The organism is Porphyromonas sp. HMSC077F02 (assembly GCF_001815465.1).
GTDB classification, from domain to species: Bacteria; Bacteroidota; Bacteroidia; order Bacteroidales; family Porphyromonadaceae; genus Porphyromonas_A; species Porphyromonas_A somerae.
This window is the reverse complement of sequence record NZ_KV820675.1, coordinates 68,361-84,656: the sequence shown is the minus strand read 5'-3', so window position 1 is coordinate 84,656 and position 16,296 is coordinate 68,361. Positions and strand designations below refer to the sequence as shown.

General features: G+C 48.0%; 12 protein-coding genes. All 12 read right to left on the bottom strand.

Features of this window, described 5'->3' with window-relative positions:
• Positions 1-3: 3 nt before the first annotated feature.
• A complete protein-coding gene (gene coaBC / locus HMPREF3027_RS05995) occupies positions 4-1,215 on the bottom strand; it encodes a bifunctional phosphopantothenoylcysteine decarboxylase/phosphopantothenate--cysteine ligase CoaBC (RefSeq protein WP_070707632.1) in 1,212 nt (403 codons plus the stop codon).
• A complete protein-coding gene (locus HMPREF3027_RS05990; RefSeq protein ID WP_070707631.1) occupies positions 1,212-1,982 on the bottom strand; it encodes a 3'-5' exonuclease in 771 nt (256 codons plus the stop codon). Before HMPREF3027_RS05990 ends, coaBC begins: the two co-directional genes overlap by 4 nt.
• 18 nt (positions 1,983-2,000) lie before the next feature.
• Entirely contained in the window at positions 2,001-3,131 is a 1,131-nt protein-coding gene (dnaN, locus tag HMPREF3027_RS05985) for a DNA polymerase III subunit beta (protein WP_070707630.1), read from the bottom strand.
• 593 nt (positions 3,132-3,724) lie between these two features.
• The gene (locus tag HMPREF3027_RS05980; protein ID WP_070707629.1) at positions 3,725-4,837 is read right to left on the bottom strand and encodes a GTPase; all 1,113 of its coding nucleotides are present in this window, start codon (positions 4,835-4,837) and stop codon (positions 3,725-3,727) included.
• 5 nt (positions 4,838-4,842) lie between these two features.
• The gene (hydG, locus tag HMPREF3027_RS05975; RefSeq protein ID WP_070707685.1) at positions 4,843-6,261 is read right to left on the bottom strand and encodes a [FeFe] hydrogenase H-cluster radical SAM maturase HydG; all 1,419 of its coding nucleotides are present in this window, start codon (positions 6,259-6,261) and stop codon (positions 4,843-4,845) included.
• Between the two features lie 7 nt (positions 6,262-6,268).
• The gene (gene hydE / locus HMPREF3027_RS05970) at positions 6,269-7,270 is read right to left on the bottom strand and encodes a [FeFe] hydrogenase H-cluster radical SAM maturase HydE (RefSeq protein ID WP_070707628.1); all 1,002 of its coding nucleotides are present in this window, start codon (positions 7,268-7,270) and stop codon (positions 6,269-6,271) included.
• The gene (locus HMPREF3027_RS05965) at positions 7,251-8,738 is read right to left on the bottom strand and encodes a monomeric [FeFe] hydrogenase (protein WP_070707627.1); all 1,488 of its coding nucleotides are present in this window, start codon (positions 8,736-8,738) and stop codon (positions 7,251-7,253) included. Before HMPREF3027_RS05965 ends, hydE begins: the two co-directional genes overlap by 20 nt.
• 127 nt (positions 8,739-8,865) lie before the next feature.
• Positions 8,866-11,091: a GH92 family glycosyl hydrolase gene (locus tag HMPREF3027_RS05960; protein ID WP_070707684.1), complete on the bottom strand. Its 2,226-nt coding sequence runs from the start codon at positions 11,089-11,091 to the stop codon at positions 8,866-8,868.
• On the bottom strand, positions 11,091-12,263 hold the full coding sequence (locus HMPREF3027_RS05955) for a LysM peptidoglycan-binding domain-containing protein (protein WP_070707626.1): 1,173 nt from the start codon (positions 12,261-12,263) through the stop codon (positions 11,091-11,093). The genes HMPREF3027_RS05960 and HMPREF3027_RS05955 overlap by 1 nt, the downstream gene beginning before the upstream one ends.
• Positions 12,260-13,555: a 30S ribosomal protein S12 methylthiotransferase RimO gene (rimO, locus tag HMPREF3027_RS05950; protein WP_070707625.1), complete on the bottom strand. Its 1,296-nt coding sequence runs from the start codon at positions 13,553-13,555 to the stop codon at positions 12,260-12,262. Before rimO ends, HMPREF3027_RS05955 begins: the two co-directional genes overlap by 4 nt.
• Positions 13,555-14,508 carry a signal recognition particle-docking protein FtsY gene (gene ftsY, locus HMPREF3027_RS05945; protein ID WP_018028670.1) on the bottom strand — a complete coding sequence of 318 codons (954 nt, stop codon included), beginning with the start codon at positions 14,506-14,508 and terminating at the stop codon, positions 13,555-13,557. Before ftsY ends, rimO begins: the two co-directional genes overlap by 1 nt.
• Positions 14,509-14,564: 56 nt before the next feature.
• Positions 14,565-15,767: a carboxynorspermidine decarboxylase gene (nspC, locus tag HMPREF3027_RS05940; RefSeq protein WP_246830544.1), complete on the bottom strand. Its 1,203-nt coding sequence runs from the start codon at positions 15,765-15,767 to the stop codon at positions 14,565-14,567.
• Positions 15,768-16,296 lie beyond the last annotated feature (529 nt).

Below are 16,296 nucleotides of genomic sequence, written 5' to 3'. Positions count from 1 at the left end.
ATACTAAATAAAGCGTAACTCCTCCATTCGATCAACGATGGCTTTCGCCACATTACGTTTGCTCATCAATGGCAAGTCTACAGTACCGCCATTAAGTGCATCAAAGATAGTCACCTTATTCGTATCCACCTTAAATCCAGCGCCTTCATTTTGCAGAGAATTCAGTACAATCATATCCAGATGCTTCCGAGACATTTTGTCTATCACCGCTTCAGACTCCGCATTTGTCTCCAAAGCAAAGCCAATGTGCCACTGCTTAGCAGACTTGAGCTTGCCTAGCTCCGCAGAGATATCGGGATTAGGGATCAAGTCCAAAGAGAGTGCCCCTACCTGCTCTCGCTTAATCTTATGGTCATTGGGCGTAGCTACTCGATAGTCTGCCACAGCTGCACAGAAGACCGCCACATCATACTCATCACGTACGCTTAGGCAAGCCCGATACATCTCCTCGGCACTCTCTACAGAGACCACATGGATATTATCCGACTTTGGAAGTGACTCCACAGGACCAGAAACGAACGTTACTTTTGCCCCACGCTCAGCCAGCTCTTCAGCAATCGCCTTGCCCATCTTGCCCGACGAGTAGTTACCAATAAAACGAACGGGGTCAATCTTTTCGTATGTAGGACCCGAGGTCATCAATACACTCAGCCCCTCCAATGTCTTTTTAGCAGGACCATCAAAGTACTTTTCAAGCGTCTGAAAGATCTCCTCTGGCTCAGCCATTCGCCCTTTTCCCACTAAGTGGCTCGCTAACTCGCCCTCTTTTGGCTCAATAATATGCACTCCCCAAGAGGCAAGAGTCTCCAAAGAACGTTTGGTAGAGGGATGAGCAAACATATCCAAGTCCATCGCAGGAGCCACAAACACTGGAGCTCTACAGGATAGATAAGTGGTTACCAAGAGATTATCCGCAATGCCATTGGCCATCTTACCGAGGGTACTTGCTGTAGCCGGTGCTATCACCATAGCATCGGCCCATACCCCAAGGTCCACATGGCTATTCCACGAACCACTCCGTTCCTCAAAAAACTCCGAAAGTACCGCTGGCCCAGTAAGCGTTGAAAGCGTGAGAGGGGCAATAAACTCTTTGGCTGCTGGTGTCATCACCACCTGTACCTCGGCTCCTGCCTTCACCAGAAGCCTAGCCAAGACGGCACTCTTATACGCCGCAATACTTCCCGTAATGCCCAGTACTATCTTTTTCCCTTTCACTTTCTTTCGGCTTCTATCATTAGTTTTTGCAGATGCATCTTGGTATCTCTTGGAAAGTCTCCATTCATCATCCAACCGAAGTATCCAGAATCCTTCCGAAGTACCTCAACCACTGGCTGCCCTTTATACTTTCCGAAGTTGAAGCAAGGAGTACCACTTTCATCGTAAACCATACGTCCGCCAAGATCCACAGTATCCATCTGCTTGGTATAATCACTGAGACTCTCCACATCACAGGGAAGGTCGCTATACATCTCCAGCTGCCCTTTAAGCACCTCATACGTAGCCATGGTATCCACATCTGCCGAGTGGGCTCCGTCCAGTGGTTTATTGGTATAATACTGGTAGGCAGCAGTCAGCGTTCGTGGTTCCTGCTTATAGTAAATGACCTGTACATCTACCACCTTGCGGTGACTAAAATCCACAGGGGTCCCTACCCTCTGCAATTCTTCTGCTAAAAGAGGCACATCAAAGCGATTGCAGTTGTAACCACCCAAGTCACAATTCTCAATGAAAGCGACTACTCGTTTGCCCACCTCTTCAAAAGTCGGTTTATCAGCCACATCAGCATCACTGATGCCGTGCACTGCCGTGGAGGTTTTGGGAATAGGCATTCCTGGATTTACTAGCGTGTGTAGGGTCTCCTCAGTGCCATCGGGGTGTACTTTCAGGAGGGCGATCTCCACAATTCGATCCTTTACCACGTCAAGCCCCGTTGTCTCCAAATCAAAAAAGACAATCGGACGTTTCAAATGTAGCTTACTCATAATCCTCTCCGCTTTTGATTAGCCATATACGAGTGGCATCACCGCCACTACAATCTCCACACCAGCTTCACCTCCAATTGGTGTCACCAAAGCAGCACGCGAAGCATCTCCGATCCGCATAGAAATAGTTTCCGAAGGCATCACCGTAAGGAGCTGTATCAGATGCTCTGCCCTAAATGAAAAACGCGCCTCAGGAGCTGAGAAGGAGACAGGCACCGCCTCCTCTGCCTTCGTACTAAAGTCCTGATCGGTTGCCTTAAGTACTAGCTCAGATGGCGAGAAGTCAAAGTTGATAAGCCCCATTGCCTTATTGGCAAAGACTGCCACACGCCTTGTAGCTGCCAGAAGTTGCAGTCTATCAGCTTCCAAAAGCTTATCATTATCCTTAGGGATCACCGTCTCATAATTTGGATACTTACCCTCTAGTAGCCTACATTGTAACTCCAACGTCTCCGTCTTGAAGAGCGCAAAGTTGGGGTGAAACTCCAGCTCTATATCGCCATCATCACTCTTTGAAAGCACCTGAAGGAGTAGTTGAACGGGCTTTTTGTGCAATGTATATCTATGCTGCTCATTGACATTCAACTCCAACATTGAATGGCGGTAATAGGAGAGCAAAAAGCCATTGGTCGCAACGAAAGTGATATGCTCCGGACGAATATCCACATGCACACCTGTCATGATAGGGCGTACATCATCCACAGTAGTCGCATAAACAGTATTATCTAGCCCCTCATAGAAATTAGCAATGGGCATCTTCACCTTCAAGCCTTCATCTCCAAGAGATTGCACATCAGGGAAGTCCTCGCCCTTAATCACTGGGAAAGAAAAGAAGCCATTATTATACTTACCGTGGAGCTCGTAGTCCTCCGTGTTCAGCTCAAACTGAATCATCTGATTGGGAATCTCACGAAGCGGTTCCACGAGCTGACGCACACGGACGCAGAAGCTCATATCCTCGCCCTCCTTGCTACTCAAGTCCACATGGCTGCAAATCCTAGTCTCACCATCAGTAGCGGTCAGGCTCATCTTCTCCCCATTCACCTCTACTAGGGCAAACTCCATAATGGCTAGCCCCTTACCTCCTATCACCTTGGCAACCAATTGCAAATGGTCACGAAGCAAGTCACTTAGTATTGTTAACTTCATAGATATATAATATTGAAATTCAAACTTTTCTCTCTCAGTTTCACTCCACCCCTTTTGATTTCAAATTTACCAAATCTTTGGCATACCCCCAAGAGCCAGACGAAAACCCGTCAAAGAAGATTACACCATCAAAGGCTGCTATTCCAATAGAGCTTACGCTTTAGGAGACTGTTGCACGAAGGCGATCTGCTTCGTCGCTTGCGGAATTCGAGCTCGGTCACGTACGTGAGTACGCTCCCTTCGCTCTCATCCTCAGTGGCTGGCATTTCATCCTTCGTGCAACATTCTCTCTATGGTAGTGGGGTAAAAGTTGAGATGCAACTAAGCAATCGGCGAGATGCAACTCGGCAAATGCTTAGTTGCATCTCGCCGATTGCTTAGTTGCATCTCGACAAGTGCTTATGTATAACATTGAATTCCAATGGTTGCAAGGTAGGGCTCAGTGGCTCTACTTTAGCTGGAGTTTTTGCTTGGTAAATCTAATAAGCAACCCTTGATTATACCAAGGCGGTAGGCATCATTGCATTCGGCATTTTGAATGCACTCTCATTCCGCGAGCTTACGCAAGAAGAGGTTGATGTGGTGTATTGATATTATGGTAGGACCACTCGATCAAGTATGCCTAGCAACTGAGCGATGGCGACGCCATAATTGGTCATCGGCACTTGCTGGCGAGTCGCTTCCTCCTGACGAGTAAGGAGATGATTGCGATTCATCATACAAGCTCCACAGTGAATCACCAGTTGATATCCACTTAGGTCTGTAGGGAAGTCATCTCCATTCACATGGGTAATCACTAGCTCATCCCCTAGCTTCTTACGTAGTAACTTAGGCAACTTCACCCGACCAATATCCTCGTTAGTTGGCACGTGGCTACAAGCCTCTGCTATTAAGATATGAGCATTGGGTGGTAGCTGAACGAGTGCTTTTGCACCTGCCACTAAACGGTGGATATCCCCTTTATAGGCACTCATCAATACTGAAAAAGAGGTGAGCGGTACTTCGCGAGGCAATTGCTTCTCCACCTCTTGGAAAACAGAGGAGTCGGTGATGACTAAGTCGGGCATCGCTCGTAGCTTGGAAAGGGTCGTACCAAGTTCCTCAGGTTGAATGGCTATTACCATACAGTGCTTATCTAGCAACTCTCGCATCATCTGCACCTGTGGCAAGATCAGTCGCCCTTTAGGAGCTGCTTTATCTTGTGGCATCACCAGAAGCACTAGATCACCTGGATTCGCGAGGTTTCCTGAGAGGGTCTCTTGTCGTTGATATGTTTTCCGTCCTTTAAGCGTTTTAGCAATCAGTTCAAGAGATCGCTCTCGCAATGCTTCTCTTTCCTCACTAAAGTCCAACTTAAAGAGCAAAAAGATAGCATTTGGGTAGTCCTTTTCCAACTGCGAATCTAGTGACTCCTCCAGAACCAGCACAATATCTGCGCGCCTCAAAGCCACACGAGTGGCCGCCATTCTCTGTGCTCCCAGTGGAGAAGTATCTCCTATTCCTGGAGTATCTCCCAGCACCACAGGCCCTACATCAGGTAGTTCAATACGCTTATAAAGCACATCGGTGGTGGTGCCAGCGATAGGAGAAGTAACGGCATACTCCTGCCCTACCAGCAGGTTGAATAGCGTTGACTTGCCACTATTTACTGATCCATAGATAAGGATATGTGGCAATTCAGATTGAGGGGTAGCTACCGACTTCATATTTGCTATAGTCTAAAATCCCGTTCTCCCTCTTTTATCCTCTGGATTCGCTCCCGTGCAATTGCCTGCACCTTAGGATTGGGGATCAGCGCTAGTTCACGCTGGATCACAGGTTCCGCCAATTGGCGTGTATGTGGCGACGCGTAGTCCGAGATATACTCCTCAAGTGTCATTAGTGCATTTGGTCCACAGCAATTGGCAATTTGACCATTCTTGCAAAGTTGCATAAAGCGGTCACCCGTTCGCCCCTCTCTATAGCAAGCGGTACAGAAACTTGGAATATGTCCCTCTTCAAGGAGCCAGGCGACCACTTCGTCAAGAGTTCGCTGGTCACTCACATCGAACTGTGCAGAGTCCTTGGCATCCGCTTCATTGGCATAGCCTCCCACAGTGGTTCTGGAGCCACCACTGACCTGAGACACCCCTAGATGAAGTGCAGCACTACGCACAGAGGCTCTCTCCCTTGTAGACATAATAATACCCGTATATGGAACGGCAATGCGAGCCACAGCCACAATATGCAAAAAGATATCATCGGGTACTGCATTGGGGAAGTCTCCTAAAGAAATATCATCGGCAGGACAAATTCGGGGGACACTGATGGTATGGGGACCCACTCCAAACCGAGCTTCGAGGTGCTCCGCATGCATCAAAAGCCCAATGAAGTCGTAGAGATAAGTATTGAGACCAAAGAGGACACCACAGCCTACATCATCAATTCCGCCCTCCATAGCTCTATCCATCGCCTCAGTGTGATAGGCGTAGTCGCTCTTAGGTCCAGTCGGGTGAAGTGCTTCATAATTGCTCTTATGATAGGTCTCTTGGAAGAGAATATAGGTGCCGATGCCTGCTTCATGAAGTCGACGATAATTCTCCACGGTGGTGGCAGCGATATTGACATTCACCCTTCGGATAGCTCCATTTTTATGGTGAATAGAGTAGATCGTCTCTATCGACTCAAGCAGATACTCCATCGTATTATGCACAGGGTGCTCCCCCGTCTCTAGTGCCAACCGCTTATGACCCATATCTTGCAGAGCTATTACCTCCTGCCGGATCTCCTCTTGGGTTAACTTACGTCGTGGAATCTGCTTATTCTTCAAGTGATAAGGGCAATAGGTACAGCCATTAACGCAGTAATTAGAGAGGTAAAGCGGAGCAAATAGCACTATCCTTCGCCCATAGAAGCGATGCTTCAATTCGCCTGCCAGCTCAGCAGTCGCTTGCCTAATATCCTCATCTGTGGCGAGGAGTAAAAGCGCTGCCTCTCTGTGATCTAAGCCTTTTGCCTCACGCCCCTTCTCTAGGATAGCTCTCTGCAGTTCCTTATTGTCTTTATTCGCCTCTACATAGGCGATGGTATCAAGTATCTCTTGATGATTTATAAATTCCTCGGCATGTGCCGAATACTTATCGTACTTCATTATCTTATTATTTTGCTGTAAAGCCATACGTCGCTAGCTCCGATCGCAATAATTCTATTCCTTCTGCTGCTTCACTTCCAAAGCTCGCCTTATGATCATAAAGTTGATACAACTGCCGAAAGCGAGGCGGTGAAAGGTTGGGCATCACCACATTGGCACCCGCTTCAATCGCCCGCTGACGACCCTCATTGGAGAGTGACGCCACAGCTGTAGTAGCTGGTATATTAGCAGTCGGGCAGATCAAGCGGCAAAGAGCCACCATGCGTACCGTGAGGTCTAGCGAACCACTCGGGTAACTTCTAAATGGAGTATCGTGGTGTGGCAGAAAAGGACCAATCCCAATCATCGCTGGCTGAAACCTTTGGATAAAGGCTAGGTCGCGTGCCAAATGACAAAGCTCTTGACCAGGCGAGCCAACCATACCCCCTACTCCTGTCTCAAAGCCAATCTCTTTCAGAGCATTAAGGGCCACTACACGACTCTCAATACGCTGACGCGGAGGATGAAGTTGCTGGAAGTGAAGCGGGTCTATCGTCTCGTGACGCAATAGATACCGTCTGGCTCCCGCATCATAAAGCTCTTGATATTCAAGTTGACTCATTTCGCCAAGTGAGAGGGTCAATACCACATTGGGATACTTCCGATGTAGCTCACGCACCAACTCTACCAAGCGGTCTCCTCTCCAGTACAGGTCTTCACCACCTTGGAGTACAAACGTACCGAGACCTAAAGTATTTCCTATACTGCAGACCTCAAGAATCTCCTCCTCTGTTAGTCGGTTCCTATCAACTGCTCTATTAGAAGCACGAATACCACAATAGTAGCAGTCGGAACGACAATAATTGGAAATTTCAATGAGCCCACGAAGCTTTATCTCACGGCCGAAGTGCTCCTTCGCAACCGCTCCTGCTGCCTTCTCCACCTCATTCCCTTCACAGTTGAGCAACTCGAGGAATTGTTCTTCCTCAAGCTGCTCTCCTTGTAAAAGCCTAGCGAGGGAGGTCGGCATAAGTGAGTGGAATCGTTGAGATCTCTTGAGCCAATTGCTTACGACCTGCCACAATATGATTGTGGGCACTCGGTCCATTGACACACCCACCAGGGCAACACATCACCTCAATAAATTGAGCTGGAGCAGTGCCTCGTACCGCATACCCTTTGAGCTTCGCAAGTGTCTTCTTGTCTATATTGCAAATCATCTCCGTAGTGATCTTATCCACCTTATCCGCAGTCTCAGGCTGGCATCTTAGGTAGCTCTGAACAGCACCCATCACGCCTCCATTCTGGGCAAATCCGTGTGCCTCGCGTACAGAAGTAACCTCTGGGAGGAAGCTTTCCTCATTCTTCAAATCGATTTCAAGGGCAGAAAAGATTGAAGCAATCTCTTCAAAGGTCATCACATAGTCCACCTCCTGACCTTCACGGCGCGCCTCTTTGCGCTTCGCCACGCAAGGGCCAATAAATACGATCTTACCATTGGGGTACTTAGCTCGTGCCCGCTCAGCAGTGTAGTACATAGGCGACTTAGAGTCGGAGACAAAGTCATGCAATTTAGGGATATGCTTGTCAATCGCTTCGTAAAAAGAAGGACAGCAAGAGGTAGTCATAAAGGACTGCCCAGCCTCCAACTTCTCTAAAAGCTCGTGCCCTTCGTGGTGCACAGTGTCCATAGCACCCTGAGCCACCTCAATCACGTCGGAGAAGCCGATACGCTTCAATGCCCCATACACCTGAGCATGAGGGGCATCGTACTGGGCCAAAATAGCAGGAGCCACAATAGCTATCACCTTTTCACCCGCCTTAATCTCCCGAAGCACATCAAAGACCTGAGAGACTTCAAAGATAGCACCAAATGGACAAGCATTGATACAAGAACCGCAGTAGATACAGCGACTTTCATCAATGTGCTCAATACCACGCTCATCCTTCTTAATAGCACCTACTGGGCAAGAAGCCTCACAGGGCACAGGGATATATACAATAGCATGGTAGGGGCAAGCACCATGGCAACGACCGCAACTAATGCAGTCATCATGATCAATCTCCGCCTGACCATTTTTCTTAAAACTGATGCACTTCTTAGGGCATGCATTGTAACATGCCTTACTCACACAGCCACGGCAGAGGTTGGAGACCTCATAATTGATTTCCACGCAACTGGTGCAAGCCTCATCAACAACACAGAGAAGATTGTCTTTCTTCTGACGCTCCTCGAGTGCCTGCTTAGCGTAGTATGAGAGTGGGGTCACTTCATCTACCTCATCCGTCATATCTAGTCCCAATAGCGGGAACATCTTGTACCGCAGTACTGCACGCTCTTTATGGCGACAGCAACGAATACGTTCTTTGCGATGCCGTGGGATCATCTCTATGGGTACAGAATCTATTTTCTCTGCCAATTCACCATCATACCAAAGTCGCACAAGCTTTGAAAGTAGCTCATGGCGAATAATCATCACATTGTTGGAGTAAGCCATATCTGTCCTATTAAAAATATCTAGCCATATATACTATATTGTACATAAAGCGGTTAGAATTACAATACAAAGATAACACTTTTTACTCACAATTGATACCTCCTCATTACAAAATCTGAAGTACCAACTACTCATTTGATAAAGAATAGGGAGCATCGCTTGGCATAGTCCCTCGCTGATAGTTGGGTTGGGGACCCATCTCAAATGTTATTTCATCACTATTCCTCAACTGGTCAAACGTTAAGTAGTTCCTACTCCACTGCTTTCCATCAATATAGATAGACTGTATGTAGCGATTATCTCTGTTATTATCCGTTGATTTCAACTTGATAGGTTGCTTACCAGGACGCTCCACGAGCACCTCGTCAAATAGAGGCGAACCAATCACATACTGTTGCGACCCGGGGCAGACAGGATAGAAGCCCATAGCCGAAAATACATACCACGCAGAGGTCTGCCCATTATCCTCATCACCACAATACCCATCAGGCGTAGGTGCGTAAAGGCGATTCATCACCTCACGTACACGGTACTGAGCCTTCCAAGGCTCCCCAGCATAGTTATAGAGATAGATAGCGTGCTGAATTGGCTGATTACCGTGAGCATAATTGCCCATATTCATAATTTGCATCTCTCTTATCTCATGAATGGTAAATCCGTAGTAGCTATCATCAAAAAGCGGAGGTACATTAAAGATACTATCCATCATCTGTACGAATGTACTGGTGCCGCCCATTAAGTTGATCAACCCTTGTGGGTCGTGAAATACCGACCAAGTATAATGCCAACTATTTCCCTCGGTAAAGGCATCACCCCACTTTAGCGGATTAAATGGAGCCTGCCACTCTCCATTTAGTAGTTTTCCTCGCATCAAGCGGTGGCTTGGATCAAAGAGATGGCGGTAGTTCATGGCCCTCTCACGATAAATAGCAATCTCCGACTCAGGTTTATTAAGTGCCTTTCCAAATTGATAGATGCACCAATCGTCATAAGCATACTCTAGGGTACGAGCAGCACTCTCATTAATACCCACATCGCAAGGCACATATCCTAGCTTATTGTAATACTCAAATCCAGCACGCCCAGTAGCACTCACTTCAGGGTGGCGGCTATGGGCACCGTGCACCACAGCCTCCCATAGCACCTCAGCATCCTTCTTGGGGGTAAGTCCCATAATATAACCATCTGCCACTACCGAGACACTATTATTCCCCACCATTATATCACGGTGCCCAGGGCTAGCCCATTCAGGTAAGAACCCACTCTCACGATAGGCATTGGCAAGACCCTCTTGCATCTTACTCGCCTCTTCGGGATAGCAAAGATTGAGCAGTGGGAATAGACTTCTAAAGGTATCCCAAAAGCCAGTATCGGTATACATATACCCTGGCAATACCTTGCCATTGTACGGACTGTAGTGCAGGATATTACCAGCCTTATCCACCTCATAAAAACGTCGAGGAAAGAGTAGCGAACGATAGAGTGTAGAGTAGAAAGTGCGGATATCATCGAGGTCGGTCCCCTTCACTTGTAGCCGTCCAAGCAAACGGTCCCATTCAGCACGCCCCTCCTCTGCCACTTCGCTTAGAGAGCGACCAGCTACCTCCTCCAGATTCTGCCAAGCCTGCTCTGTGCTGATAAACGAGCTAGCCAGCCTTAGGGTCACTTTGCTACCTCTAGGGAAACCAATCGCTAGAGTGGTGCTATCGGAAGAGACCAGTTCAAATGGCACATCACTAGTCAGTACAAAGTAATTGCAAAAGTTATCAGGCACTCCACCACTATTCTTAGTGGTATATCCTGTAACCACTCCCCGAGATTCATCTGCAGAGATCTTACAGGGAGCCTCCATCGCATCTATCACCAGATAATTATCTAGATAGTCGGGGTAGTGAATATCGAATACCACGGCACGCTCAGTAGGTGCCAATTCCACCTCGGTATCATGGTCGGCCAAGTAGACACTATAATAATATGGCTTCGCCACTTCCGCTTTGTGCGAAAACCAACTTGCCCGCTCCGCCTCCTTCACACGCAATTCACCTGTCACCGGCATAATAGCAAATTGCCCGTAGTCGTTCATCCATGGGCTTGGCTGGTGCGTCTGCTTAAAACCCTGAATCTTATTAGCGGTATAGGTATACTGCCAACCATCGCCATTCTTCCCCGTCTGAGGAGTCCAAAAGTTCATCCCCCACGGCCGAGCTATGGCGGGATAGGTATTGCCCGACGAAAGCTCATAGGTCGACATTGTGCCCATCAGCACTTCAACATGATCAACAGGCTGTACTTGGGCATTCAAATTCAATAAGCTAGCCACACCGACTAGGCATAAAAAAAGTATTTTTCGCATCATGGTAATGAGATTGTAGCTCTTTGCTCTCTGTAAGATTCAAACTTTCGATTTTGGATAATGGTCTCCCACGCTTTCGCCTCTTGGATCGCCTCAAGAGAATCCTTTCTGAGATCGTAGCATTCAAGCGAAGGAACCATCAGAGTCTGCCCATAACGCAGGTTATTCGGGTCAGGGATACTATCTTTATTCGCCATATAGATATAGACCCAGTAATATACATTGCCGTAATATTTACGAGCAATCTGTGCCAAGGAGCCTCCCCTACTTACCTGAATGGTATCTATTGCAATAGGGTCTTCTGGCGTGAGTATAAGGGTGTCTTTCGCCACAGGAATAGTATATTTCACCACAGCCACCTGCTTACTCTCTTCGGACAGAGGTGCTGGAGACTTAGGGGCTAGCCACCACACGACTAATGCAAGTAGTGCCACCACTGCCAAGGAGATCCAAAGGATTGGGGCAGTGTTGCGGGATTTTTTCTCTGGAGATGCAACTGAGGTCGCCTCAACCGGAACAGCTTCTGCTTGAACCGGTTGCTCAATGACCTCCGGCTTCTCTAGCTCTTCACTAGCGGTGATACTATCAGTAATGGCAAATTGAGCCACAGTCGCCCCCTCAGCTACCGTAGAGGTTGTTTGAAGCTCTGGAAATTGGACGCTCTCCCGAAGCAACGTAGGCTTGTAGACAGAAAAAGGTTGATTAAGTAGCTCTAGAATCGTACTAGAAGGGACAAAGTTCAACAACAATACCCCCTCAACCTCCTCCGTCACATAGAAATCACCTAGACTAAATAGAGAGACCCTTCGTCCCCTAAACAAGCCATCAAGAAACACCTTTAGCTCAGCAGCAAGAGCTCTAGAGACCTCCTCCTCATCTAAGTTGTGAAGCAGAGCTAATGACTCAATAAACTCTTGCGTTACATATGAAGTAGGTGCATCATAATCCAACTGAGTATAACGCTGTGCCTCCAATAGGTATTCAGCGGGAATAAACTCCATAGCGATATGTGGAGGCATCAACATCCGACCTCGTTCCTCGGTCAAAATGTACTCTTCGCAAAACCGAGCTCTAAATAGGCCAATGCATGGCAACACGAGGTCACTTTGCTCCACCAACCTCGCCTGCATAAGGGCCTGCGCCTGCCTCAAGATATCGCTTTTATCACTCATAGCAATCTCCCAATGGTATCAAAGCCATCTGCTTCTACAATCTCCACATCATAGAAGTCCCCAATGGTCAGTTCCTCATCCGTCACTACTAACACCTCGGGGTCCACATCTGGTGAGTCGTACTGGCTACGTCCAATATAGTAGCCCTCCGAAGCCCGATCAATGATCACTTTCTGAGTGGTACCCACCAATTCCTCCGCCTTCTCAAAAGCAATCTCCTCTTGGAGCGCCATCAAGCGATCCAGTCGCTCTTGCTTTACCTCGGCAGGGATTTCATCTTCATAATGCTGATAAGCATAGGTCCCCTCCTCGTGAGAGTAGCTAAAGGCACCCATTCGCTCAAAGCGGACTGTTCGCACAAAGTCCATCAACTCCTCAAAGGCCTCCTCACTCTCCCCAGGGTGCCCCACCATCAAAGTGGTCCGCAAATAAATACCTGGCACCCGCTCCCTAATAGTCGAGATAAGTGCTAGCGTCTCCTCTCGCGTCACGAAGCGTCGCATAGAGCTCAGCACCTCATCATTGATGTGCTGTAAGGCGATATCTAAGTATTTGCACACCTTCGGCTCCTCCCTAATCACATCTAGCAGTTCCATTGGGAAGTGATTGGGGTAAGCGTAGTGTAGTCGCACCCACTCAATGCCATCAATCTTACAGACCTCCCTCACCAATTGTGGTAGTTTTGCTTCTTTGTAGAGGTCTATCCCATAATAGGTCAGATCCTGAGCAATCAACTGAAGCTCCTTCACCCCTTGTGTGGCAAGGCTCTTAGCCTCCTGAAGAATCTCCTCCATCTGCCGAGATTGGTACCTTCCCGTCATCAGTGGAATAGAGCAGTAGGCACAAGTACGGTCGCACCCCTCAGCAATCTTGAGGTAGGCATAATGGTCGGGAGTTGATAGGAGCCTCAAATCGGCTGGAGTGGTGTGGTATGCCTTTCCAATATCAGCCAACAACTCCTTCCAATTAAATTTACCATAAAACCTATCCACCTCTGGGATCTCCGCCTGAAGCTCCTCCATATACCGTTCACTCAGACAGCCCATTACAAATAGCTTGCCGATCCGCCCCTCCTTTTTCCCCTCTACCAATTGCAGAATTGCATTGATCGACTCCTCCCGTGCACTCTCTATAAAGCCACAAGTATTGATCACAACAATCTCCCCTTCAGGAATCTCGGCATCATGAACCACTTGGTAGCCATAGCTAGCAAATTGCTTCATCAGATGCTCCGAATCAACCAGATTCTTGGAGCACCCCATGGTGATCACATCTACTCTATTCTTCTTCACTACTCGCCAAATAAAGAATCCACAAATTCCTGCTTATTAAATAACTGTAGGTCGGTCATCTGCTCACCCAGACCGATGTACTTCACAGGGATCTTAAATTGGTCAGAAATTCCAAGAACCACGCCACCCTTTGCGGTTCCGTCGAGTTTCGTCACAGCTAGAGCGGTTACATCAGTAGCAGCGGTAAATTCCTTCGCCTGCTCAAAGGCATTCTGCCCCGTAGAGCCATCCAAAACCAACAGCACCTCCTGCGGAGCTTCGGGCAATACCTTCTTCATCACATTCTTGATTTTGGTCAGCTCATTCATCAGCCCCACCTTATTGTGTAGCCTACCAGCGGTATCAATCAGCACCACATCGGCACCTTGTGCCTTGGCATGAGCCACCGTATCATAAGCAACCGAAGCTGGGTCACTCCCCATCTCCTGCTTGATGACAGGCACACCTACTCTCTCACCCCATATCACCAATTGGTCTACCGCTGCCGCTCTAAAGGTATCGGCAGCCCCGAGCACTACTTTATATCCTGAGCTCTTGAATTGATAGGCGAGCTTGCCAATGGTGGTCGTTTTGCCCACACCATTAACCCCCACTACCAGTATCACGTAGGGCTTTTCCTGCTCTTTGATGGAGAAGTCGGTACCATCACTGGTATTATTCTCTTCCAACATAGCAGCCACTTCACTACGCAAGATTTGCTGTAGCTCACCAGTCCCCACATACTTATCTCTAGCTACACGCTCCTCAATCCGCTTGATGATTTTGAGCGTGGTAGGCACCCCTACATCACTGCTCACCAGCGTCATCTCCAGCTCATCGAGTACCTCATCATCCACCTTGGTCTTTCCGACCACACTTCTAGAGAGCTTCCCAAAGAAAGAGGATTTGGTCTTCTCCAATCCACTATCCAGCGTCTCCTTTTTCTCCTTTGAAAACAGTCCAAAAAAAGCCATTATCTTCTCCAAATATAAGTATCCAAAGCCCTCAAAAAGGGCAACGATACCCTCGGTTAATCCATTCTACTCAAATAATCCTCCACCCCATATTCTCTTAGCAACTCTAGCTGTCCATCCAATCGCTCCACACAGATGGAAGGGTGCTTAATGCCATTAAACATCGTAGTCTTCACACTGGTGTAGTGCAGCATATCCTCAAAGATGAGGAGGTCGCCCACCTTGGGCTCAGTAGCAAAATACCAATCGCCCATCACATCGCCACTCAAACAGCTATTACCCCCGATACGATATTGGTGCGTATGGGTAGCCGTGGGTGCCATCTCTGCACCCCTCACACGTGGCTGGTAAGGCATCTCAAGACAATCAGGCATATGGCAGGTAAAAGAGGCATCCATCATCAGTGTTCTTATACCATGATTCTCCACAATATCCTCAATCGTGGCAACTAAGTAGCCAGTCTCCCAAGCAAAAGCACTCCCTGGCTCCAAGATAATATGGAGATGCGGATACCTAGCCTTAAAGCTGAGCAAAAGCCCGATCAAGTGCTCCACATCATACTCCTGATGCGTCATCAAGTGGCCACCTCCTAGATTGAGCCACTTTGCCTGCTTCAATAGATGGTCACACTTCTCCTCTATTACCTTGAGTGACCGCTCCAATTGATAGGAATTGCTCTCACAGTGTGTATGGATATGAATACCCACCAAGCCCTGAGGAAGTTTCTCAGGAATCTGCGACACAATCGTTCCCATACGGCTACCTGGAGCAGCTGGATTGTAGAGCTCTGTACCCACCTCGCTGTACTCGGGGTTGATTCGAATACCACACTCTATCGGGTGACCTTGATAGCCCCGCACCCTAGGGTAGTACCGCTCAAATTGCGATAAGGAGTTAAAGACAATATGGGTGCTACACTCCATAATCTCCTCAAATTCCTCCGATTTATAAACGGGGGCATAGGTATGCGTGAGGCTACCCATCTTGTCCCTACCCATTCGTGCCTCAGCCAATGAACTAGCAGTAGAAGCCGAGATATACTCTCTAAAGATAGGGAATAACTTCCATAGAGCATACGCCTTAAAGGCCAAGATAATCTCCACACCAGATCGCTCCGCAACCTGCTGGATACGCTCCAAGTTGGCCCTCAGCTGAGCCTCCACCTGCACATAAGCAGGGGTGGATAACTGCTTTGGAAAATATTGGTGAGGATCACTCCCCATCATCGCCTTGCTCCGAAAGTCAAACTGCCTACCCATATCTACTTCATTACGCCATTTAATAGCCAAAGATACCAAAAAAGTTGGGGATAGATCATAACGAGAGAGGGTTTACAGGGGGTACGCATTAGAAACATCTTACAGACTGGCATTCATCAGAGCCAAAGACAAAGGACCTCGGCAGGAGGTCCGATTTGTTGTAGCCCACATTCGAGGCTCGCAGAGCCGATGAATGGGGGTAAAGAAGGTAACCAAAATTCACGACTCCTTGCGGGTCGGACAACCCATCTAGTTTAATCCTAGAAAAGGTTGACCTACCCACAAGGAGTCATATATATTGTGTGGTGCCCGAAAACCCCAAAGGGGTTTCATGGACTAATAACCCAAGCTTCCCCCTGAAGGCGAGCGTCAGCGAGCCTGAGGGTGAAGCTTGGGTAGCGATGTCACCATTATATCACACTACCCCGAAGGGGTTGCATATCCACAATAACCTATGGATACCAAAGTGCAACCCCTTCGGGGTAGTAGTTTGTGGTCTATTCCTCTTCCCAACCTTCTCCTCGCAGGT